Source organism: Psychrobacillus sp. FSL K6-1267, assembly GCF_038003265.1.
Lineage (GTDB): Bacteria > Bacillota > Bacilli > Bacillales_A > Planococcaceae > Psychrobacillus > Psychrobacillus faecigallinarum.
In genome coordinates this window covers 1,856,100-1,879,916 of sequence record NZ_JBBOOR010000001.1, presented here as the reverse complement: position 1 = coordinate 1,879,916, position 23,817 = coordinate 1,856,100, and the positions used below count along the sequence as shown (strand labels likewise).

Annotated in this window: 22 protein-coding genes and 1 riboswitch; of the genes, 12 read left to right on the top strand and 10 right to left on the bottom strand. The window is 37.5% G+C overall.

The genetic code is table 11. The features are described from left to right. Positions 1-161 precede the first annotated feature (161 nt). The 3 genes from MHB55_RS09365 to MHB55_RS09355 form a co-directional block, all read right to left on the bottom strand. Positions 162-830 carry a phospholipid phosphatase gene (locus MHB55_RS09365; protein ID WP_154310897.1) on the bottom strand — a complete coding sequence of 223 codons (669 nt, stop codon included), beginning with the start codon at positions 828-830 and terminating at the stop codon, positions 162-164. Positions 831-924: 94 nt separating this feature from the next. Beyond that, on the bottom strand, positions 925-1,404 hold the full coding sequence (locus MHB55_RS09360) for a PaaI family thioesterase (protein ID WP_144536740.1): 480 nt from the start codon (positions 1,402-1,404) through the stop codon (positions 925-927). A gap of 82 nt (positions 1,405-1,486) precedes the next feature. Continuing rightward, a complete protein-coding gene (locus tag MHB55_RS09355; RefSeq protein WP_340863078.1) occupies positions 1,487-2,266 on the bottom strand; it encodes a carbon-nitrogen family hydrolase in 780 nt (259 codons plus the stop codon). An 85-nt stretch (positions 2,267-2,351) separates the two neighbouring features. Here MHB55_RS09355 and MHB55_RS09350 point away from each other — a divergent pair, with 85 nt between their 5' ends. Beyond that, positions 2,352-3,515: a pyridoxal phosphate-dependent aminotransferase gene (locus MHB55_RS09350; protein ID WP_340863077.1), complete on the top strand. Its 1,164-nt coding sequence runs from the start codon at positions 2,352-2,354 to the stop codon at positions 3,513-3,515. A gap of 415 nt (positions 3,516-3,930) precedes the next feature. Here MHB55_RS09350 and MHB55_RS09345 read toward each other — a convergent pair whose 3' ends face one another. Beyond that, positions 3,931-4,434: a PPC domain-containing DNA-binding protein gene (locus MHB55_RS09345; protein WP_340863076.1), complete on the bottom strand. Its 504-nt coding sequence runs from the start codon at positions 4,432-4,434 to the stop codon at positions 3,931-3,933. A 151-nt stretch (positions 4,435-4,585) separates the two neighbouring features. Beyond that, positions 4,586-4,698: riboswitch (SAM riboswitch) on the top strand. A 94-nt stretch (positions 4,699-4,792) separates the two neighbouring features. Between MHB55_RS09345 and MHB55_RS09340 the strand changes: the two genes are divergently transcribed. Genes MHB55_RS09340 through MHB55_RS09315 form a run of 6 tightly spaced genes read left to right on the top strand, consistent with a single transcriptional unit; the run spans position 4,793 to position 10,517 of the window. Next, complete coding sequence (locus MHB55_RS09340; protein WP_340863075.1) at positions 4,793-5,611, top strand: MetQ/NlpA family ABC transporter substrate-binding protein; 819 nt, start codon at positions 4,793-4,795, stop codon at positions 5,609-5,611. Between the two features lie 57 nt (positions 5,612-5,668). Beyond that, positions 5,669-6,688 carry a methionine ABC transporter ATP-binding protein gene (locus MHB55_RS09335; RefSeq protein WP_340863074.1) on the top strand — a complete coding sequence of 340 codons (1,020 nt, stop codon included), beginning with the start codon at positions 5,669-5,671 and terminating at the stop codon, positions 6,686-6,688. Then, positions 6,685-7,356 (top strand): methionine ABC transporter permease, encoded by a 672-nt coding sequence (locus MHB55_RS09330; protein WP_144536751.1) that lies wholly within the window; start codon positions 6,685-6,687, stop codon positions 7,354-7,356. The genes MHB55_RS09335 and MHB55_RS09330 overlap by 4 nt, the downstream gene beginning before the upstream one ends. A gap of 15 nt (positions 7,357-7,371) precedes the next feature. Further along, positions 7,372-8,148: an enoyl-CoA hydratase/isomerase family protein gene (locus tag MHB55_RS09325; protein ID WP_144536753.1), complete on the top strand. Its 777-nt coding sequence runs from the start codon at positions 7,372-7,374 to the stop codon at positions 8,146-8,148. 12 nt (positions 8,149-8,160) lie between these two features. Beyond that, positions 8,161-9,303: an alpha-hydroxy-acid oxidizing protein gene (locus MHB55_RS09320; protein WP_144536755.1), complete on the top strand. Its 1,143-nt coding sequence runs from the start codon at positions 8,161-8,163 to the stop codon at positions 9,301-9,303. Positions 9,304-9,320: 17 nt separating this feature from the next. Next, on the top strand, positions 9,321-10,517 hold the full coding sequence (locus tag MHB55_RS09315) for a CaiB/BaiF CoA transferase family protein (RefSeq protein ID WP_225321678.1): 1,197 nt from the start codon (positions 9,321-9,323) through the stop codon (positions 10,515-10,517). A 205-nt stretch (positions 10,518-10,722) separates the two neighbouring features. Here the strand turns inward: MHB55_RS09315 and MHB55_RS09310 are convergent, their stop codons facing one another. Further along, the gene (locus tag MHB55_RS09310) at positions 10,723-11,616 is read right to left on the bottom strand and encodes a manganese catalase family protein (RefSeq protein ID WP_144536757.1); all 894 of its coding nucleotides are present in this window, start codon (positions 11,614-11,616) and stop codon (positions 10,723-10,725) included. Between the two features lie 12 nt (positions 11,617-11,628). Further along, complete coding sequence (locus MHB55_RS09305; RefSeq protein WP_144536759.1) at positions 11,629-11,856, bottom strand: DUF2642 domain-containing protein; 228 nt, start codon at positions 11,854-11,856, stop codon at positions 11,629-11,631. 92 nt (positions 11,857-11,948) lie between these two features. Between MHB55_RS09305 and MHB55_RS09300 the strand changes: the two genes are divergently transcribed. The 4 genes from MHB55_RS09300 (at position 11,949) to MHB55_RS09285 (ending at position 14,771) form a co-directional block, all read left to right on the top strand. Further along, positions 11,949-12,503 (top strand): DUF1273 domain-containing protein, encoded by a 555-nt coding sequence (locus MHB55_RS09300; protein ID WP_340863073.1) that lies wholly within the window; start codon positions 11,949-11,951, stop codon positions 12,501-12,503. Continuing rightward, entirely contained in the window at positions 12,500-13,084 is a 585-nt protein-coding gene (locus MHB55_RS09295) for a branched-chain amino acid aminotransferase (RefSeq protein ID WP_340863072.1), read from the top strand. The genes MHB55_RS09300 and MHB55_RS09295 overlap by 4 nt, the downstream gene beginning before the upstream one ends. A 179-nt stretch (positions 13,085-13,263) precedes the next feature. After that, entirely contained in the window at positions 13,264-13,893 is a 630-nt protein-coding gene (locus MHB55_RS09290) for a spore coat protein (RefSeq protein WP_370455722.1), read from the top strand. 215 nt (positions 13,894-14,108) lie between these two features. Continuing rightward, positions 14,109-14,771 (top strand): HAD family hydrolase, encoded by a 663-nt coding sequence (locus MHB55_RS09285; protein WP_340863071.1) that lies wholly within the window; start codon positions 14,109-14,111, stop codon positions 14,769-14,771. A 212-nt stretch (positions 14,772-14,983) separates the two neighbouring features. Here MHB55_RS09285 and hisF read toward each other — a convergent pair whose 3' ends face one another. From hisF to gltB, 4 genes are all read right to left on the bottom strand, one after another. Next, the gene (gene hisF, locus MHB55_RS09280; protein WP_144536769.1) at positions 14,984-15,757 is read right to left on the bottom strand and encodes an imidazole glycerol phosphate synthase subunit HisF; all 774 of its coding nucleotides are present in this window, start codon (positions 15,755-15,757) and stop codon (positions 14,984-14,986) included. Continuing rightward, positions 15,750-16,370 carry an imidazole glycerol phosphate synthase subunit HisH gene (gene hisH / locus MHB55_RS09275; RefSeq protein ID WP_144536771.1) on the bottom strand — a complete coding sequence of 207 codons (621 nt, stop codon included), beginning with the start codon at positions 16,368-16,370 and terminating at the stop codon, positions 15,750-15,752. The genes hisF and hisH overlap by 8 nt, the downstream gene beginning before the upstream one ends. A 149-nt stretch (positions 16,371-16,519) precedes the next feature. Further along, positions 16,520-18,001 (bottom strand): glutamate synthase small subunit, encoded by a 1,482-nt coding sequence (gene gltD / locus MHB55_RS09270; RefSeq protein WP_340863070.1) that lies wholly within the window; start codon positions 17,999-18,001, stop codon positions 16,520-16,522. Between the two features lie 184 nt (positions 18,002-18,185). After that, complete coding sequence (gene gltB / locus MHB55_RS09265) at positions 18,186-22,718, bottom strand: glutamate synthase large subunit (RefSeq protein ID WP_340863069.1); 4,533 nt, start codon at positions 22,716-22,718, stop codon at positions 18,186-18,188. A gap of 120 nt (positions 22,719-22,838) precedes the next feature. Here gltB and MHB55_RS09260 point away from each other — a divergent pair, with 120 nt between their 5' ends. Further along, on the top strand, positions 22,839-23,741 hold the full coding sequence (locus MHB55_RS09260; protein WP_340863068.1) for a LysR family transcriptional regulator: 903 nt from the start codon (positions 22,839-22,841) through the stop codon (positions 23,739-23,741). Positions 23,742-23,817: the final 76 nt, after the last annotated feature.

Genomic DNA, 23,817 nt, shown 5'->3' with positions numbered 1-23,817 from the left:
TGCTCTGAGTTAAAACTTATTTTACTTTATTTTACTAATAGATTTATTATTACATGAAAAGTATAACTCCCAAAGGAATACTCACTTATCACTTATTAATATTTAAATTTACAAGTAAAGTTAAATATATCTTATTTCCTTGTTTTATGCTTTAGCATTTTTTAATAAACACGTAGTTTATCTTCGACTAGCCTTCTTTTTGTCCAAACAAGTGTAAATAACAAGAACAATTCAAAAGCATTTGTCACCGCTCCGCTATCTACATTTATTGGTACTGCGCTTCCTATGGTCATCACGATTGCACCTATAAAAAATACTGCCCACTTTGTTTTCTTCCAAAGAATAGCACTAGCCACAATCAATACTAGTGTTACAAGGAGAATCATAACTGGGGGCCCAGAAGCTTCCTTGGTGGAAACATATCTTAGAACCCCATATTCCTCAGCAGCTTTTAATGTAAGTTGAGAGGCTTCCAACCACACTTCTATACCTATTAAAATTACCGTATAAATAATACCTACTATGGACACCCATTTTTTTTGAGCCCATAATACCCCACTTTCCTTCAATGTACCAGTAGCAAATAAAACTAGTAAAGGTGTTAAAAAAGCATGTGTCCAAAACCTTAACAGATTCAATGTCTCTAGCAACTCTCCCTCACCAATCCATTTACCAAAAGCGATAATTCCATTGTCATAAATGAGAGCTAATATTATAAGATAAATAAAACTAGTCCACTGTGGTAAATCCTGCTTCCTTATTCCGATTAAGCCCCAAATAAGCAATGCTATATAGGAGCCTGTGAAAAATAAATATAGAAAAGTATCCATTCCATTTCCCTCCTTTATTTCTTCTTTCCCATAAAAGAAAGGGTATAATCTTATAAAATAAAAACACAGGAAAAAGTCTCCTGTGTTAAAGTTATTATTTATTTGTAAATGTTGCAGGCATAACTACAGCGATGACTTCCCCTTTAGCGCAAAGCGTATCTCCTGCGTAGACTTCTGAAGTTACCTTCCATTTTTTCGGATGAATCTCTTCAACCGTACCTATCGCTTTTAGTTCGACCTTTTGAGGCGTAGGCTTAAGAAAATCGACATGGAGGGACCCTGTGACAAATCGTGGCGGTGTTTCTCCACTGCCAGGCTCAAAACCATTTTTTCGGTGAAGTGCAAGAGCTGCCGAACCAGTTCCATGACAATCCACTATTGCTCCAATTAATCCACCGTATACAAAGCCAGGAATTGCAATATGCTCTTCTCTTGGATGATAAACAGTTTCTGTTTTGTCTCCATTCCAATAAGTCTTTAAATGATACCCCTCTTCATTTAAACGACCGCATCCATAGCACCAAGCAAAGTCATCTGGATATTCATCCTGTATTGCCAGTTTATGTTCTGTCATTATTTCTCCCCCTTTACAAAACCATACAAAAAAGCCAATTAAACGTCAACTGAATTAAATAGTTTTCTAGAAAGAAATATTATTATTTATATAATGATTCTCTTCTATCTTGAAATACAGGAATTCTACCTCTTACTTCTTCTACTAGATTTAAATCAATATCTACTAATCCAATAGTTTCTTCCTCGTTTCCTACCCAAACTATATCTCCCCATGGAGCAATTACCATCGAGTTTCCATTGAACTGATTGTTCGGATCTTCTCCTACTCGATTTACTGCAACTATATAGCATTGATTTTCAATAGCTCTTGCCTGTAAAAGTATTTTCCAATGGTCTATACGTGCTGAGGGCCATTGAGCAGGAACAAAAATTATTTTGGCACCATTCAATGAGTGAGCACGAAACCATTCCGGAAAGCGTAAATCATAACAAATAACGCCTCCCATCGTCACTTCATCCAACATAAAAATATTCTTACTGTCTCCAGCTTTTAAATATAAATGCTCATCCATTAGCTTAAATAAATGGGCCTTGTCGTACTCAGCGATTAGCTCTCCCGAATGGTTTACGATATACATGGTATTGTAAAAGGAGTTCTTTTTTTTCGTCGAAACCGAGCCACCCACTATATGTATATGTAATTCTTTCGCAAGTTTAACTAGAAATTCCTTCGTCTTTACCCCTTTATCATCTGCTATATCTTCTAATCTCGTTAAATCATATCCCGTGTTCCACATCTCCGGCAAAACTATAAGATTTGCTCCTTGTATAGCTGCTTCTCTAATTTTCTTTTCTACTCTTTTAAAATTTTCTTTTGGATTACCAAACGCTATATCTAACTGAACACAAGCTATTTTCATTTCGCCACCACCTATAGACATAATACTAAAAAGATTATAAGATTTGACTAATATATGCAACTATTTAGAAAAAGAGGTATTGTCCATGGAATTTTCTGATCGTTTAAAAAATCTCCCTCCCCAATTTTTTGCAACATTAGTACAAAAAGTAGCGAAGGCTGTGGCAGAAGGTAGGGATGTTATCAATCTCGGACAAGGAAACCCTGACCAGCCGACACCTGACCATATTGTACAAGCGCTATCGACAGCAGCACAAAGTCCGCTTTCTCATAAATATTCTCCCTTTAGAGGTATAAACGAGCTAAAGCAAGCGGCCGTAGATTTTTATTCTCGAGAGTATGACGTTAATATAGATCCTAATAAAGAGGTAGCCGTACTTTTTGGTACTAAAATAGGTTTAGTAGAGCTACCTTTAGCTATGATGAATGAGAAGGAATTAATGCTCCTTCCTGACCCTGGTTATCCAGATTATCTCTCTGGAGTAGGACTAGCAAATGTGCAATTTGATACTATGCCACTGTTAGAAGAAAATGCGTTTCTACCCGATTACAAGCAGCTTACCCCGGACCAAAAAGAGGCAGCGAGACTAATGTATTTGAATTATCCTAATAATCCTACGGGAGCCTCTGCTACTTTAGAGTTTTTCCAGGAAACTGTTGAGTTAGCAAAGGAAAATGATATAGCCATTGTCCATGATTTTGCTTACGGAGGCATCGGCTTTGATGGGAAAAAACCTATTAGTTTCTTACAAGCAAAAGGTGCTAAAGAAGTCGGAATTGAAATGTATACGCTATCCAAAACCTATAATATGGCAGGCTGGCGCGTAGGGTTTGCCGTAGGTAATTCTAAAATGATTGAGGCTATCAATATTATACAAGACCATCTTTTTGTCAGTCTCTTCCCTGCTGTTCAATCTTCAGCAGCAGAAGCACTAAATGGGTCTCAGGAATGCGTGGAAGAATTAGTGGCACTCTATGAAAAAAGAAGAAATACTTTCATAGATGCCTGTCGCAAAATTGGTTGGAATGTGAAAGCTCCTGAAGGCTCATTCTTTGCATGGCTTCCTGTACCAAATGGCTATACTAGTGAACAATTTGCTGACATACTTCTAGAAAAAGCAGATGTTGCTGTCGCTGCTGGCAATGGATTTGGTAAACACGGGGAAGGTTATGTACGCATCGGACTTTTAGTTGATGAGGATCGCCTGATTGAGGCTGTTGACCGTATAGAAAAGCTAGAACTTTTTTAAGAATTAGTTACTGTTATCATCTAAAAGATGTTTAAGTGAAGTTAAAAGACACTAATTTCTATGAAAATAATTGATAAATTGTCTTTATAACCGCATAAAAATTTTTATGACCGGATAGCGCGATTTTATGACCGGATAAAAATTTTTATGACCGGATAGCAACGTTTTATGACCGGATAAATTTTTTTATGACCGTTCAATAAAAACAAGCTTAAACCTCTGGAGGTATCTTACATGAAAAAATTTATAGGACTATTTATACTTGGTATTTTAGTTTATTTTCTCATCACAATATTAATTAGTGTGTTTAAGTGAAATAGTCAACAAAATAAAAAAAGACTACAAAAGTAGTCTTTTTTTATGTCATATTCTATTGTTTATTTAAATTCTTTTATATGTTAACCTACTACACTTTCTATTCCTCTATTGACCTGGAGAACTTGCTCCCTTTCTCAATCGGATAAAACTGAATTGCACCAGTCTCTTCATCATGTTTCCGATGGAATTCCATCCCTTTTACTTCGGCTAAGACTAGGTCAACCGTAATTACAGGATTCTCACCTTTGATGAAGTGACCTCCAAAAACAGCACCATATTGATCACACATTGATCCGTGAAAATGTGTGGCATATTTTCCTTCTCGCTGACATATAACTCCTGTACCATGTAAAAATTCTATAGGTCCTTCTTTTACGATCATTTCATTATAGGCTACACCTATTTTCGAGGAATCAGCTGGAATTAAATAGACAAAGCCACATTTTTGAAAGCTTCCAAAGCAGCTAACGACAGTGGCAGAAGTAATTTGGTTGGCTTCACATATTGCTTCTATCCCTTCTATCAAATCTGTTCCATATTTTAATCTAGCACCAACTATTCTCTCAAAATCACCTACTGCAAAATTTGCTCTTATTGTCATGTCGATTCCTCCAATTGCATAATTATTTATTATCTTATAATTTTAATCTTTTCTAAAAAATTTTACTATTAAAAAATAGCTCTTGACTTTGTTAGTTTAGTATAGTAAATTTTCATTTATAGAATAAACGAAAAACTTAATAGCTTATTATCTCTTATCAAGAGTAGCTGAGGGACTGGCCCGTTGAAGCTCGGCAACCATCTATACCAAAAGTATAGAAAGGTGCTAAATCCTGCAAAACATTTTTGTTTTGGAAGATAAGAGAGGACAATGCATTTTTGTGTGCCTCTCTTTCTTTTTGAAAGAGAGGCTTTTATATTTATTCGAATTCTTTAATAATTATTAAGGAGGAATTTTAATGAAAAAGGTTGGTTTAGTATTATCAGGAGTTCTATTAACGGGGTTGCTTGCGGCTTGTGGTGATGAATCTACAGGTGACAAAGCCTTAGATGAAAATAAATTAGTCATAGGTGTAACTGCTGGTCCTCACGAACAAATAGCTGAGGTTGCAGCAGAAGTTGCAGCAAAAGATGGACTAGAAATAGAAATTAAAGCTTTTTCTGATTACATACTTCCAAACACAGCACTATCTGAAGGTAACCTAGACGCAAATAGCTATCAACATGAGCCTTTTCTAAATGCTTTCAACGAAGACCATGGTACTGAGCTAGTACCAGTTGGTAAAACTATTTTAAACCCAATGGGTATTTACTCTGAAAAATTTAAATCGTTCGAAGATTTACCAGAAGGTGCCACATTTGGATTACCAAACGACCCAACTAACGGTTCACGCGCATTATATATACTAGAGGAAAATGGCTTTATTAAAATTAAAGAAGATAAAAAAGAAAATGCTTCTATTTATGATATCGAAGAAAACCCTAAGAATATTGAATTTATCGAATTAGAGGCTGCTCAAATACCGAAACAGCTTAGCGAGGTAGACGCTGCGGCAATCAATACAAACTTTGCTTTGGCTGCTGGCATTAACCCGAAGGAAGACTCAATTCTTTTAGAGTCATCTAACTCTCCATATGTGAACTATATCGTTGTACGCGCGGAAAACGAAGATGATCCAACCGTTCAAAAGTTTGTAAAAGCTTATCAATCAGAGGAAGTCAGAACATTTATCGAAGAAGAGTTTCAAGGTTCTGTGTTAGCAAGCTGGGATGAGTAGAAATAACAAAAACGTTGCCGCAACCGGTAACGTTTTCTTTAGAAAGGAAGATTTAACATGATAGTTTTAGAGAATATTACAAAGGAATTCATCAGCAAAAGAAACACAGTAAAGGCTGTCAGTAACGTAAGTCTTCATGTAAGAAAAGGTGAAATTCACGGAGTTATCGGCTATAGCGGAGCAGGGAAAAGCACACTTATCAGATGTGTTAACCTGCTCGAAAAGCCAACAAAAGGCAAAGTATACATTAATGGCGAAGAAATAACCCCCCTTCCCCTTCCTCAACTTCGAAAAGTCAGAAACAAAATAGGCATGATTTTTCAAGGATTTAACCTTTTAAAAACTGCCACTGTTTACGACAATATCGCTATACCTTTAAAGCTGCTTGGCTACGACAAGAACGAAGTTAAAAAAAGAGTGGAAAAATATTTAAAAATAGTAGGCTTAACCGATAAGCATAAAAGCTATCCAAACCAGCTTTCTGGCGGCCAAAAGCAACGTGTAGCTATTGCAAGAGCTCTCTCCCAGGAACCAGAAGTATTATTAAGTGATGAAGCAACAAGTGCTCTGGATCCAGAAACGACTGACTCAATATTAGAGCTCTTATTAAAGATCAATAAGGAATTAGGTATAACTATTCTTTTAATAACTCATGAGATGAATGTTATTCAAAAGATTTGTGATCATGTGTATGTGATGGAAAACGGAGAAGTTGTAGAAGAGAACACAGCTATTAATCTTTTCACGAAGCCTAGTCATCCGACAACTAAAAAGTTCTTAAACACAATTAGTCAACGTAACTTATCCCCTTCCCTTATTTCTCAGCTCCATGTGACGGGTGCAGTCACTCGCTTGACTTTCGTTGGGGAAAGTACTGGAAAACCATTATTAGCAGAGGTTAGTCAGAAGTTTGATGTACAACCAAATATCTTAACGGCCAATATTATTGAATTGAAAAACGGAATTGTCGGTAATATCGTGATTCATTTAGTAGGAGAAAAAAATCAAGTACAATCAGCTATTCGCTTCTTAGAAGAACAAGGAGTTGGAACTGAGAGCTTGGAGGTGCACTCATGAGTAGATTCGAACAATTCACTAATCAATGGTTGCCAATCATCGGAGAATCTGTAATTGAAACATTTCAGATGGTAGGCATATCTTTATTCTTTTCCATAATCATTGGTATCCCACTTGGAATACTTATCGTTCTAACTAGACCAGGTCAAGCGTTACAAAATGCGGTTATATACCAAGTTAGTAACCTTCTGATTAATATAATTCGTTCTATTCCATTTATTATTCTACTATTTTTTATCCTTCCTTTTACTAAATTTATTGTTGGAACTACGATCGGTGTTAAGGGTGTTATCGTTCCATTAGTAATTTATACTGCTCCATATATTGCACGATTGATGGAATCCGCACTTTTAGAGGTACAGAATGGTGTCATTGAAGCTTATACAGCGATGGGAATTAAAACTCCTTCTATCATTTGGCATGTGCTACTGCGTGAGGCACGTCCTTCAATTATTTTAGGCTTAACTATTTCGACAGTAGGTTTAATCGGAGCTACGGCAATGGCAGGTATGGTCGGTGCAGGTGGTCTTGGTGACCTAGCATATCGTTTTGGGCATTTACGATATGAAGAGGATATCATGTATGCCACGGTGCTTATATTGATCATTCTAGTTCAAGGTATTCAGTCTATCGGTAACAGATTAGCTGCAAGGATAAAAAAAGATTAAACGGAGGCATTTCTAATGACAAACCAATTGCACATAGAACGTAATGGGCCTATTGCTACACTTGTATTTAATAGAGCTGAAAAGAAAAACTCATTTTCTCTCGCTATGTTTAAACAGCTGGGTCAAATCTTAGAAGAGTTAGAAAAGGATACTTCTATTAAATTGCTTATTTTAAAAGGAGTGGATGAAACCTCCTTTTCTTCTGGAGCAGATATAACTGAGTTTTTAGAAAATCGTTTTTCTGCTGAGAAAGCGAAGGCTTATAATGACTTAACGCTTGAATCGGTTGAAAAACTATACCGCTTTCCTAAGCCGACTATCGCACTTATTAAAACATTAGCTATTGGTGGTGGTTTAGAGCTAGCTAACTCTTGTGACTTTAGATTTGCTTCGGCTGGAAGTAAGCTTGGTATCACTGCAGCAAATATAGGAATTATATATAATCTAACAAGCACTAAGCGATTGGTAAATTTGATTGGTCCTTCTAAAGCTAAAGAGTTACTTTACACAGCTAAGCTTATTTCTGCTGAAGAAGGACAGGAAATTGGTTTAATTGATTATGTTTTTCCAATGGAAGAAGTGGAAGAGGAATGCTTGATTTTTGCTAACAAAATTGTGAGCAAATCCTCCACTGCAAACAATGGAATCAAGCAAGTTATCCAGTCTATTTTAGATGGAGAAAATGAAGAAACGCTTGAGATAGAGCAGTTGATATTAGATTCCTTCAGCTCTAAGGATTATACAGAAGGTATTCAAGCATTTTTAGAAAAAAGAAAGCCCAATTTTACATAAGAGGTGTAGATCATGAGCAATGCTAAAAATAATGACTTACTATTAGGAAATATAGACAATCACACAAAATATCCAATTGACTTTAAGGAATTAGAACAGGAAGCGAGAGAAGCATTAGAACCTGGTCCCTTTGGTTATATCCGTTCATCGGCAGGTGGAGAAGAAACCTACAATAAAAATATAAGTAGCTTTTCCAAATACTCGATAGTTCCAAGATTCTTAACAGATGTCTCTTCTTTGAATACAGAAGTAACAATATTAGGTCATACATATCCGCATCCTCTTTTCATCGCTCCCGTCGGTGTAAATAAAATTGCCCATGAAGATGGAGAAATTGCTGTTGCGAAGGCGGCAGCAAAATTTAATTTTCCTTATATACAAAGTACTGTGTCGAGCTATTCTATTGAAGAGATTGCCGCAGCAACTCCAGGCAGCTCAAAGTGGTTTCAGCTTTACTGGTCCTCCAATAAAGAAATTGCTTTTAGTATGGCAAGAAGAGCGGAAGCTGCTGGCTACGAGGCAATCGTGTTAACAGTGGATACGGTTATGCTTGGATGGCGCGAGGAAGATATTCGCAATCAGTTCTCCCCTCTTAAACGCGGCTATGGTCAAGGTAATTACGCAACAGACCCTGTTTTTATGGCTGATTTAACGGAGCAATCTCAGGAAGCCATTGTGGATAGCATCCTAGAAAACATTTATCATCCTACATTAAACTGGAATGATATTACAGAGTTAAGGAATCACACATCCCTTCCTATTTTGATTAAAGGTATACTTCACCCGGATGATGCCAAGCTGGCAATTGAAAAAGGAATTGATGGTATCATCGTATCCAATCACGGAGGTCGTCAGTTGGACGGTGTTATTGCAAGCATAGATGCTCTTTCAGGTATTGTGGAAGCTGTAAATGGAAGCATTCCAGTTCTATTTGATAGCGGAGTGAGAAGAGGTTCTGATGCTGTTAAAGCACTTGCTCTTGGTGCAACTGCTGTTTGTATTGGGCGACCATTCGTATGGGGACTTGCTGCCGGTGGCCAGAAAGGTGTAGAAAGAGTATTAGAAAATTTCCTGCAGGAGACTAAGGTTTCAATCTCCTTGGCGGGTGTTCGCAATATGGAAGAACTTAGAAATATGCTGGTCATTAAAGGTTAAAGATAAGGTGGTTTATCATGATAGCACAAGCTTTGACAGGTATGAAAATAGTTGATCTTTCTCAGGTCCTCGCGGGTCCCTATTGCTCTATGGTTCTAGCAGATATGGGAGCTGAAGTTATAAAAGTTGAGAAATACCCAAATGGGGATGATACTCGCCAAATGGGACCTTATGTTAAAGAAGAAAGTTATATGTATATGATGGTGAATCGAAACAAGAGAGGTATATGCCTTAATCTAAAAAAAGAGGAAGGCATTCAGATATTGAAGGAATTAGTCAAGGATGCGGATGTTATTATTGAGAATTACAGACCGGGTGTAACTAACAAGCTTGGAATAGACTATGAAACTTTAAAAGCTATTAATCCATCGCTTATATATTGTTCTATTTCTGGATATGGACAGACCGGACCCTATAAAAACAAGGGCGGCTATGACATTATGGCGCAAGGTCTCTCTGGAATAATGGATATGACTGGAGAACGTGAAGGTAAGCCTGTAAAAGTCGGCATTGCTATACATGATATAGCAGCAGCACAAACAGCCATACAGTCAATTCTCTCTGCTTATATTTATCGGTTAAAATCAGGAGTTGGTCAATACATAGACGTATCCTTAGTAGACGCAGGTCTCGCTTGGACGGTTTGGGAGGCAGCTGCATATTTTGGTAAAGGCGAGATTCCTAAGAGAAATAGTACAGCTCATCGTGTCTCTTCTCCCTACCAAGGGTTTCAAACTAAGGATGGTTCTATTTTAATTGGTGCTGGCAATCAAAAACTTTGGGAAAAGTTTTGTTTATATGTAATAAATAAACCAGAGTGGATTAATGACAAACGATTCCTAACCAATTCTATACGAACACAAAATGTAAACCAACTTGAGTTGGAAATTGAAACTGTCCTTCAAGAGAAATGCTCATCCGAATGGCTATCATTGCTTGATGAACATGGAATTCCATGCAGCCCAATATATTCATACGATCAAGCGCTTGAAGATGAGCATATTCTTTCTCGAGATATGGTGTTAAATTACGAGCATCCGATAGCTGGCCCTATGAAAACACTTGGCTTCCCAGCCAAATTTTCTGAAACCCCAGGGCAGCTGCGTTCCCCTGCCCCCCTGCTTGGCCAACATAATCAGGAGGTATTAGATGAGATTGGATTTTCGGAAGAAAAAATACGTGAACTTGTATCAAAAGGTGTATTAAATAATTGATAATGATATATAATAGCCCAGTTCAGCTAGAACGGGGCTTTTTTAATGGAAAGATACGAAAGTGTTAAAGAAATGAAATCAGGTTCATTTAATTCTAGAGCCTTATCATTCAAGATCAAATGTATAGTTGGGATAGCTAGAGTTGCTGCCTATTCGCTATACTCATATAATTTCAAGACAGATGTAAGATCTAGGTTTTCTTAGTTTAAATTTTTGACATCAGTCTTTTTGCGATTGCTTGGAATTCTTCTGGTCCGATACCAGGAGCAAATTCCTCCGGAAGCGATTCTAATTCAGGAATTTTATAGCCCTTAGGACTGCCTTCTTTCACGAACAACCGGTCTCCACTTGTTGGATTTTGTCCCTTCCAAATTTTATCGATGTCCTTGTAATCGCCAACATTATTCCAAGTGAATAGAACATTTCCGTATCCAAGATCCTCGTATTTGCGAGCGTGATCAAACGCACGATTATCCAAGTTAGGGATTGGTAGCATTTTGGTCACATCTACACCTGTCGCCATTTCAAGAGCTTTTGCGTACGCAATAATATGTGTTCCTCCACGTACTAATAAGTATCCAATCATTTCTCTAGCAGTTGGGTGTTCAGTCATTTCATATACTCTCATTTTATGAGTTCTAGCTCCACATTCCAAAAAGAAATTATGCAAAAGATCTAGTACTAGGTTGCCACTCGAGAATACGTAATCTCCTCTCCATGGATTACCCATAGAATCTCCAGCTAAAGAGGTTTGAGCATTGGCAATAAAAGCATAAGTGTTTCGCATATTCTTGGCATCTTGAAGTGGTGCTAAATCTGGATCTCCACTAAAGCTAGTTCCTTTATATAACAGATTAATCGTATTAGATACGAGCTCTACATGACCAAATTCCTCTGCAGTGATACTAGCAACCAAATCATAGAATGGTTTTAGCTTAGTTTTTCCACGAAAGTTAAAGGATTGATACATATAGTTGTTGAGAGTAGACATCTCACCAAATTTCCCTCCTAATAGTTCTTGAACTACTGAAGCAGCATTTGCGTCACCATATTCTAAATTAGGTAATTCAATTAACAACTTATCTACTCTATTAAACAATTAACCATCCTTTCATTTAGATATGTTCGGAGTAATCCACACTATAGCTTGAATACGTACGTAAAAAGGAACTCCACCTACACTCACTACAATATGATCCGGAGCTACCATCGTCAGTTTACCTTGAAGAATATTTTTAGTTGTTTGTACTGCTATATTTGTACCCATTAAACTTTGTGCCGCTTGGAAAACGTGTCCTTCAAATGGACTTACATACTCTACGCTTACCGTTTCATCCAACTTTCATCATCCCTTCTTTGCATTCATACTAGTTTATGAGAAGATGTAGTATATGGACACATTACTCAAAAAGTTAAAAGAAGGTAGAGAAAATGATTAAAAGACTTTTAATAACTGGGTATAAAGCCCATGAATTAGGTATATTCAATGACAACCATCCTGGTGTGCCTATCATAAAAAAAGCAGTTGAGAATCAGATGCGCGCACTTCTCAACGAGGGTCTTGAATGGGTAATAACAAGTGGACAGCTTGGTGTAGAAACTTGGGCTGCAGAATTGGTAGTGGAGTTAAAAAAGGAATTTCCACATTTAAAATATTCTATTATTACTCCCTTTTTAGAACAGGAAAAAAATTGGAATGATCAAAAGAAGGAAAATTATCAAAGACTTATAGCACTTGCTGATTTTCATACTAGTGTGACGAAGAAACCCTATGAAGCTCCATGGCAATTTATCGAAAAGAATAAATTTCTTATAAGAAATACAGATGCTATGTTAATCATTTATGATGAGGAGAATGAAGGGTCACCAAAATTCATAAAAAAACTAGCGCAAAATTATGCAGAAAAAAATAACTACCCTATAATTAGTATTGACGCATATGACTTACAAGTAATTGCTGATGAAGAAAGGAACGATTATATATGATAAAAAAGAAACTTATACAAAAAATCACCGATGCTACAGGTGTAACCCTTGAGCTAACTAAAGAAGAACAAGATTACGCTTTAGCGAAAGAACTTTTGTCAGAATCTACAAGTATATCCTTGATAGAAAACGACAACCTATTTAATAGCGCAATCATTGAACGGTTTGACAAAGAAACAGAAGAATTAGTTTCACAAGAATCTAGCGCATTTTTAAAAACGCCAATAACTCATTTTAAAGAAAAAGTAAACGAGTTCATGTACTTAGAGACTGCTCACTTCGACGTGATTAGTGTAGATGCTATTGCCTTTGAATATGATGAAGTATTTGATGTGTATACAGCTATGTTTGGTCTTGCCATACAAAAAAAATATGGCGAAGCATTAAAAGCTTACTTGGACAATCACTTCGATGGAAATGCAATGAATTACAGCGTCATGTTCTCTAACGGCGATGGTCTTTGGGAAGTAAACCTTCCTTTAAATTATATTGACGGTTTTAACGATAACTATACTATAGAAGAAACATACCATTTTTTGTATCGCTTCCTCTTTTCTTTAGGTACATCAATCGAAAACTAAATTGCCCTAGCACAATCGTGAATTTCCCTAAAAAATTCACGATTGTTTTATTTAAAATGTGTTACAGGTGCCAGGCACCTGTAACACATTTTAGCTATAAGTATCTATACATATTTTTGGTTGTTCTGTTCACACTAATTGAGATGTTTTAATACATCTTTATGGAGGAGGAGAATAGATTGGATAACACATACAGTCAAAATCACAGTGAAACGATGAACGGGCAAACAGTTGTACCTCATTTTAATCATGGCGCTCACGAGCTAATGGATGTACATGAGGTATTGTCAGCAGCAATTGGTGCATTAAACTTGAAAACCATTCTTCGTCCTCATGTGAAGGATCAGGAATTACTGAATATCCTGGATCGCCAATATTCATTCGCTTTGGATGAGTATAATATGTTAGTGGAATGCTTTAAAACCGGAAAAGATCCTTCACACCGCACGTCATCTTATAAGATGGCAACGGAAAATGATTTCACTTATGGTTTAAAGCCGTCTTCACAGCCTAAGAAACCTATGCAAAGCATTTCTGAAATTAATGATGAAATGATTTCAGGTTATTTGCTAGGGTCTGCTAAAGCTGGTGCCGCTGGAAAAGTACCTGCTGCGTTAGAGTCTACCAACCCAGTTGTACGAAGAGTACTTCAAGACTCAATCCCGAACTGTATTGAGATGGCGTATGAGCTTTCCATTTATCAAAACAAGCATGGTTATTATCAAGTACCACGCTTCGATGATCAAACAATGGAACAGATCTTCAACAACTACGGTACTGCAGAAGGTCCAATGTACAAAATGCAATAATTCGAAGCAGCATCCTGGCGCTTTCTGTTCAACTTTGGAGCAGAAAGCGCCATATTTTTTTGTAAAAGCTAAGAATAATCTGCAATTTTGTATACATTTTTATAAGTAGAAACTCATATAAATTTCTACAAAATTCACTTAAGGACAAGTATTTTTTCTTTCCTTCGTATTTTCCAGTATAATAAAACAAAGTCCTATAAAGAAAAGGTGAAGACATGCGAGTTGCAATTTTTGACTTTGACGGAACTTTATACGAAGAAGAAACGTTCAAACTGTTAATGAACCATTTAAAGGAACACCCAACTTATCGTCCCCAATATAAACGATTCTATCGATCGATCGTACCTCCTTATATTGCAAATAAGCTTAAGCTTTATCCAACTACAAATATGAAGAAGCGGTCCATGCAACTATATTTGGAAGCTTTTGAAGGTAGAACAAGAGATGAGATGTATCAGTATTTTGATGAATTAAAGGAACAAATGCAAAAAAACTTCAATAAAAAAGTACTGGAAAAGCTATATGCTCACCAACAAGAAAATGTACATATTTATCTAGTATCGGGTGCATATACTCAATTTTTAGAGCGAGTAACCGAAGGAATTTCATTCAAACAAATCATAGGCACTGAAATAATCTATAAAGAGAATTCAGTATATACGAAATCACCGCTAGAACATGTGAATGGCGCTATGAAGACTCAGAAACTTTTGGAACAGTTAGAAGGCCAAGAAATAGACTGGGAAAACAGCTATGCATATGGTGATAGCTATTCGGATTTACCTGTTCTTGAATTAGTCGGAAATCCAATTGCAGTTAAACCAGAAGAAAAGCTTCGAAATCTTGCCCAAGAACGCGGTTGGGAGATAGTTAGATAGATTTAGAATGTCTAAAAAACCTTTAATGAGTCTTTGCTACTCTTACTATTTGTGTGGCTAGCGCAGTGCTAAATAAATGCATAAACTTCCTTTACCCAAGCTATCCATTTGGATGACTGGATAGCTTTTTTTAATTCCGTCCGATTATCAAATAAATACTGCAAAAAGACCTGCTGTGAACAAGATCGTTCAACAGACAGGTCATTTTAACTTTACATTCTCATATTAATACCCTTCACCTGCAGGTAATCCTTAATCTCTGAAATAGTATAATCTCCGTAATGAATCATTGAAGCTACTAGTGCCGCGTCCGCTTTTCCTGCAGCAAACACTTCTTCTATATGCTCTAATTTACCCGCACCACCAGAAGCAATAATTGGTACATTTACTTTTTCCGAGAGTAACTTGATCAGCTCCACATCATAACCATTTTTCATGCCATCCTTATGAATACTTGTGCAAATAATCTCACCAGCTCCAAGATCGGTTGCTTGTTGCGCCCACTCCACTACATCCATTCCCGTTTTCTCGTGTCCAGAATGTGTATATACTTCCCATCTCACAATTTCCTTATCGTCATTATAAATTGGCATGGCATCAAGTCCCAACACTACACATTGTTTACCAAATATATCCGCTGCTTCTCTTAAAAGCTCTGGTCTTTGTACGGCAGCTGAGTTGACCCCTACCTTATCAGCGCCAGCGCGAAGAAGCCTCTTGAAATCATCTATTGTTCTAACACCACCTATTACAGAAAAAGGTATATACACCTGCTCTGCAACTCGACGTATCCAATCTATTTTCAAATCTTGGTTTTTTAATGAAGCGGTGGTATCTAAATAGATTAACTCATCCGCGCCGTCTTCTGAATATTTCTTCCCTAGCTCTGCTGGATCACCAATTATTGTAGGGTTTCTAAATTGTACATACTTTACCGCTTTGTCACCTAAAACATCTATTGCAGGAACAATTCTTTTTCTAAGCATGCTGTCTAACTCCTTGCTTGCAGTAATTGTCTAGTAATTGAATGCCATACTTACCGCTTTTTTCTGGATGAAACTGTACACCCATCACTTGCTTATTTCCTATTGCACACGCAAAGTCGGGTCCATAATTAGTCACACCTATGACGTGTTGCTCCATGCTAGGCTCTGCGTAATACGAATGAACAAAATAGAAATCAGTGCTTTCTGGAATATCCTGAAACAAGAAATGATTTTGAACATCCTTCACTTGATTCCATCCCATATGAGGAACCTTTTCAGCCTCTTCACCAAACAATGGAACTGTTCCGGGTAGAAATCCTAAACATGGTACATCTCCCTCTTCACTAGTTTCTAAAAGAAGTTGCATTCCTAAGCAAATTCCCAAAAGCGGTGTCCCCTTGGCAACCTCTGTTCGTAAATAATCACTTAAGCCTGTCTCGTTTAAAACATTCATAGCTACCTTTGCATTGCCTACCCCTGGCAGAATTAGCTTATCTATTAGATCGTCATGGTCACTAGGTTTAGTAATAAGTTTAATCTGATAACCAAGCTGAGTAATTGCCTTTACTACACTATGTAAATTTCCTGCTCCATAATCTATAATACCAATCATGCTGTTACTACCCCCAGTTCTAGTATTACTTTATTATGCCACCAGTTGACAGAAAATAAAAGAAAAACTTTAGTGTGCTAATATGATAACACGATGAAATATATTACAAAAAATCGAGAGACCCATCCCAAGGCCTCTCTCTCACATGATTATCTAACAATTGCTTTATTCGTTACATAGTCATTCACTCTTTTTGCTACCTCTTGACCTTCTTTAATTGCCCAAACGATTAAACTTTGGCCCTTTCTAGCATCACCTGCTGCAAATACACCTTCTACATTTGTAGTATAATCTTTAGCAGAAGCAGCAATCCTTTTGTTCAAAACCTTTACTCCAAATTGTTCAGTTAAAGAAGTCTCTGGTCCTTCAAATCCTATTGCTACAAAAACAAATTGCGCAGGCCAAATCTTTTCCGAACCTGGAACTTCTTTAAAGAAATAAAATCCGTCCTCACCAAGGATTTTTTCCATTTGGATTGTATGAAGCTCTTTTAGCCTTCCATCCTTGTCTTTAATCATTTTTTTCGTTTGAATTAAATATTCTCTAGGGTCTTTTCCATATTTTGCATTAGCTTCCTCGTACGCATATTCCAGTTTAAAAATATTCGGATCTGTAGGCCATTGGTTATCCTCTGCACGGGATGATGGAAGCTGTGGATGTTTTCCAAACTGAACTACACTACGACAGTTTTGACGGATAGCTGTAGCTACACAGTCTGCACCTGTATCTCCTCCACCAATTACAATAACATCCTTCCCCTTCGTGTTAATAAATTGACCGTCAGCGAAATTTGAATCTAATAAGCTCTTTGTTGTAGAAGTTAAATAGTCCATTGCTAAATAAACTCCCTCTGCATTACTACCCTCCATATGAAGTGCACGTTGTTTTTGTGCCCCGATGCAAAGGATAACTGCATCATATTGAAGCTTTAGCTCCTCAGCAGTAATATCCCTTCCAACCTCTGTATTTAAAATGAAATCAATACCTTCCTGCTGAAGCAGGTGAACTCTTCTTTCTACTATTTCTTTTTCTAGTTTCATATTCGGAATACCATACATCAACAGCCCGCCTGCACGGTCAGCACGTTCATAAACCGTAACAGAGTGGCCTGCTTGGTTTAAATTGTCTGCACTTGCTAAACCAGCAGGACCAGAACCAATAACGGCTATTTTTTTTCCAGTTCTAATCGTAGGAATTCTTGGAGTAATCCAGCCATTTTCAAATCCTTTGTCTATGATTGTTCTTTCGATATTCTTAATAGAAACTGCAGGATCTGTTATAGCTAATGTGCATGAGCCCTCACAAGGTGCCGGGCATACTCGACCTGTAAACTCTGGGAAATTATTTGTCATCATTAATCGATTTAATGCTTCCTGCCATTTCCCTCGGTAAACTAAATCGTTCCATTCTGGTATTAAGTTATTTATTGGACAGCCCGTAGTTGCACCTCTGATTTCGATTCCCATATGGCAAAATGGAGTACCACAATCCATACAACGTGCTCCTTGCTTGCGAAGAGACTCATCAGAAAGTTTAGAAGCGTATTCCCCCCAGTTTTTTATACGTTTTAGAGGTGCGACTTCCTTTCCTTTTTCTCGTTGATATTCCATAAAACCAGTTGGTTTACCCATATAAAAATTCCTCCTTTCCTTAGTACGGCACTGTTTGCCTGCTTCACTCGATGATTAGACATCTTTAGATGTCAAAGTGAGCATTGTAAAACTATTACTTACTCTGAGCAGCTCTACCAAAAATACCCTACGTAGTGCTATCCTAATTGAGCCCGAATCTCTTACATAAAGGAGTCAAATTACTTTATTTTTTGATAAGTGTAGCTTTCTTTTCTACTTGTTTTGTAGAGGTTGAAAGGAAGGCTTTCATCGCTGCATCATCTTCTGTTAATCCATCTTTTTTAAATGCAGCAATTTTTTCTAGCATCATTTTATAATCATTAGGTACAACCTTGACTACTTTTTGCACCATTTCATTCCAATTGTCTAAAATATTCATTGCTTTTGTGCTTCTTGTATAATAGTAATGGTCCATTATTAGCTGTCTTACACTATGAGTCTCTTCTTTAGATTGAAGTTTCTCAAATCCAATCATTTCTTTATTACACTTAAATTTGAACTGCTCTATATCTTCAACCAATACATAAGCGATACCACCGGACATTCCTGCTCCAAAATTTTTGCCTACGTCCCCAAGGATAACTGCTCGACCGCCCGTCATATACTCACAACCATGATCACCTATCCCTTCAACAACCACGTCTGCACCACTATTCCTTACAGCAAAACGTTCACCAGCTCGGCCGTTAATGAACACTGCTCCATCAGTGGCTCCATATAGCGCCACATTTCCAGCGATTACATTTTGTTCTGAAGTTCCTGATAATGGAGAAGTAACAACTAACTTTCCTCCAGAAATTCCTTTGCCAAAGTAGTCGTTTACATCTCCCTCTACAAACATTGTCATTCCTTGTGGAATATATGCACCAAAGCTCTGACCGGCAGCACCATTGAATCGTAAAGTAATTGAATCATCTGGCAGACCACTTGCCCCGTATTTTTTGGAGATTTCACTTCCAATAATGGTACCGACAACTCGATCAGTATTAGCAATCTTATATTGTAGATCAACCTTTGTTCTATTTATAATAGCTTTTTCAACTCGAGGCATAAGCTCCCTCATGTCAAATGACTTTTCGAGCTGATGATCTTGTTTTTGTTTACATGTTCTGTCTCCACTCACTTGGTATAGTAGGACAGAGAGATCTAGTTGCTGAGCTTTCCAATGAGATTTTGCTCGGTCACTAACTTCAAGTAGGTCAGTTCTTCCTACCATTTCATCAACTGTTCTAAATCCTAGCAATGCCATATACTCTCTTACTTCCTCTGCCACAAACCTCATAAAGTTAACGACATAATCAGCAGAACCACTAAATTTGTCTCTTAGCTCAGGATTTTGCGTTGCTATCCCAACTGGACAAGTGTCCATATGACAGGCACGCATCATGACACAGCCTAATACGATTAGAGGCGCTGTAGCAAAGCCAAATTCTTCTGCTCCTAACAAAGCAGCCATTACTACATCCTTTCCAGTCATTAGTTTGCCGTCAGTTTCCAAAACCACTTTATTTCGTAAGCCATTTAGCATTAACGTTTGATGTGCTTCAGCAAGTCCTAGCTCCCAAGGCAATCCTGTATGCTTAATGCTTGTTTTTGGAGAAGCTCCCGTTCCACCGTCGTATCCACTAATTACAATTACGTCTGCAGAGCCTTTTGCAACACCCGCAGCAATTGTTCCTACTCCCGATTTGGCAACGAGCTTCACACTAATTCTCGCAAATCTATTTGCATTTTTTAAATCATGAATAAGTTGGGCCATATCCTCTATGGAATAAATATCATGATGTGGAGGTGGGGATATCAATCCCACTCCAGTTGTGGATCCTCTGACATCTGCTACCCATGGATATACTTTATTGCCTGGAAGTTGACCACCTTCACCTGGTTTAGCGCCTTGAGCCATTTTTATCTGGAGCTCATCTGCCTCTACTAAATAGTGACTATTTACACCAAAACGACCTGAAGCAATCTGCTTGATAGAACTACGTCGGTTATCCCCATTAGTATCTAATACATAACGATTAGGATGTTCTCCACCCTCTCCGCTGTTACTCTTGCCTCCAAGACGATTCATTGCAATTGCTAAAGTTTCATGCGCTTCCTGACTTAGTGAACCAAAGGACATAGCACCTGTCTTAAACCTCTTCACAATGGAATCTACAGATTCAACTTCATCTAATGTGATTTTCTTTGTTCCCTTCTTAAATGTCAGTAGGTTTCGTAAAAAGCCTATTCGCTCTTCATTTGCCATTTCTGCATACTGACGATAAAGTCCGTAGTCTCCTCTTCGCGTTGCCCATTGAAGTGTGTGAATTGTCTTTGGATTAAAGGCATGATGCTCGCCAGTGCTTCTCCATTGAAAATCACTCCCTGAATCTAAAGCATCCACAGTAGATTCGACCGCTAGTATATGTCTACGAATTGCCTCTTCTCTAATCGTTTCTATGTCAATCCCACCAAGCTGAGACACAGTGCCTGTGAAATAATTCTCAATTACATCTTTGCTAATACCTACCGCTTCAAATATCTGTGCCCCTCTGTAGCTTTGTACAGTGGAAATACCCATTTTAGACATGACTTTTACGACACCTTCTGCTATCCCCTTACTATATTTAGCTATAGCATCGTGATAGTTGCATTCTAAGTGTCCATTTTGTATAGCTTCTGCAATGGTTGCATATGCAAGATATGGATTAATCGCATCTACCCCATAACCAATAAGTGCAGCAAACTGATGAACCTCTCTTGACTCCCCAGTTTCCACTAAAATGCTAACTTTCGTTCGATTACCTGTTCGAAGCAAGTGTTGGTGTAAATGACTAGCTGCCAATAAAATCGGAATAGTTGGTTGAGACTGATTTAGAGATTTATCAGACAAAATGATTAAAGAGATTCGCTGTTCTATCAGTTCGTCTGCTTTTTTAGAGATTCTCCGCAAATCTTTTTCCAAATCTTCAGACATATCAATGTAAATAATACCACTTTGAAAGCTTTCATCCTTCAAATCCTTTATTTCTTGAAGCTGCCCATTAGTTAAAACTGGTGTATCCAAATATATTCGCTTCGCATTAACTTCTCCAGGGGTAAGCAGATCGCCTTCTGCACCAAGCAATGTCATGGTGGATGTAACAATATGCTCCCGTATTGAATCTATTGGTGGATTGGTAACTTGAGCAAACAACTGCTTAAAATAATTGAAAAGGGATTGCGGTCTATCTGACAATACAGCTAACGGGGTGTCATTCCCCATAGAACCAATAGGATCTTTTCCCTCTATTGCAATTGGCAGCATATATTTGTGAATGTCTTCATACGTATAGCCAAAAGCCTTTTGACGAAATAACAGGTCATCAAGATTTTCTATGTTTTCTTCATTTACTAATATCTTTTGTTGATAGTCTTCTAACCATTGCTGATAAGGCTGAGCCATCGCCATTTCTGACTTAATTTCCTCATCGGATATAATTCTTCCCTGCTCCAAATCTATTAAAAGCATTCTTCCAGGACTTAGACGCTCCTTATAAAGAATATTATCTTCTTCGATGTCTACTACTCCAACTTCTGAAGAAAATATAATGTAGTCATCTTTTGTCACGTAATAACGAGCTGGTCTCAACCCATTACGATCTAGAATAGCACCTACCTGCTTGCCATTTGTAAACGAGATAGCTGTTGGTCCATCCCAAGGCTCCATTAAAGAGCTATGATAAGCATAAAATGCTTTTTTCTCTTGAGAAATATGAGGATTCTCAGTCCACGGTTCTGGAATAAGCATCATAGCTGTATGTGCCGGAGATCTTCCAGCTAATACAAAAAATTCAAATGCATTATCGAGCATAGATGAATCACTTCCAGAAGGATCAATAATAGGAAGGATTTTTCCTAAATCATCACCAAAGGCATCTGAAACAAACTGTTGCTCACGAGCTTTCATCCAATTGACATTACCGCGTAGCGTGTTTATTTCACCATTGTGAACAATATAGCGATTTGGGTGTGCACGCTCCCAGCTAGGGAAAGTATTAGTGCTGTATCGAGAATGCACTAGTGAAAAAGCAGAAGTAAAAAGCTCGTCTTGTAAGTCCACATAAAACTGATCTACTTCTTTAGGAGTCAGCATTCCTTTAAAAACTATTGTTTGACTTGAAAGACTTGCACAGTAGAATTTTTTAGCTTCTTGTTGTGCCCAATGCTCTATCTGTTTCCTAATAACATATAACTTCCGTTCAAAGGATAAAGAGTCAGGAAGACTTTTAGCTTTAATAAATACTTGCCTCACTACTGGTGCAGTATTTCGAGCTGAATCACTCAACATACTTTTATCTGTCGGGACTGTCCTCCATCCTATAAGTTCCTGACCTTCGGCGAAAATGGTATCATTTATTTTTTGTTCTATCGCTTGTCTTTCTTCATCCGCCTCTGTAAAAAACAACATACCTACTCCATACTGTCCTTTTTCTGGAATTTCCCATTGACTACAAACTACCCGAAAAAAAACATCTGGAATTTGTACCATGAGACCTGCTCCATCTCCCGTTTGACCATCACTACCTTTTCCAGCACGATGATCCAAACGACATAACATTTCTAAACCTTTTTTCACTATATCATGTGTTGGTGTTCCTTTTATATTTGCATATAAACCTATCCCACAGGCGTCATGTTCTAATTCTGGATTATACATGCCCTGTGCTTTCGGTAGCTGGTGAAATGTCATGTAATCGACCTCCATTTTCCAAAAAAGTGTGTTAGGAACATTGTATGTTTTCAAAATAATATAAACAATATATAATTTGGATATAAACAATCTACTTTTGAGATAGGTTAGGAGAAAACTATGGAAATAAGGCAATTAAGATACTTTAAAGAAGTCGCAGAACGAGAACATATTTCGGAAGCGGCGATACATTTACATGTTGCTCAGTCTGCGGTTAGCAGACAAATAGCTAATTTAGAGAATGAGTTGGGAGTAGAATTATTCGAGCGAATAGGTCGCAATGTTAAATTGACACCAATAGGGAAGATCTTTTTAGAGCATAGCCTTTCAGCTCTACAGGCTATAGACTATGCAAAAAAACAAATTGACGAATATTTGGATCCGGAAAAAGGGACTATTAAAATCGGCTTCCCCACTAGTTTAGCCGGCCATTTATTACCGACCGTTATTTCTGCCTTTAAAAAAGAGCATCCGAATGTAGCTTTCCAATTAAGACAAGGATCTTATGATTATTTAATAGATGCAGTAAAAAATCGGGAAATTAATATAGCATTTTTAGGACCACTCCCTCCGAAAGATTATTCTATTAATACCACCATATTGTTTACGGAAAACTTTTCCGTGCTAATTCCTGTAAATCACCCTTTAGCAAAGAAGGAGAGGGTTCCCTTGATTGATTTGCGAAATGAGGACTTTGTTTTATTCCCTAAGGGATTTGTATTACATAAGATTATAATAGACGCATGTAATTCACTTGGATTTACACCTAAAAGTTCCTCAGAGGGTGAGGACATGGATGCTATTAAGGGATTGGTTGCTGCTGGGATCGGTATAACACTTTTGCCTGATAGCACCTTTTATGACTCTATTCCTAGGTTTACGGTTAAGATCCCACTGTATTCTCCTCCTCTTCAAAGAACAGTTGGCATGATTAGCCCGGTCACGAGGGACTTATCGCCATCTGAGAAGGTATTTCATGATTTTACTGTGAAGTTTTTTAAATTGCTTAACCAATATCAATAATGTACTCAAACAGGATATTTTTTCTATAATTTATATTTTCATGGTAAAATAAAGCTAATAATAATGGAAGAATGTG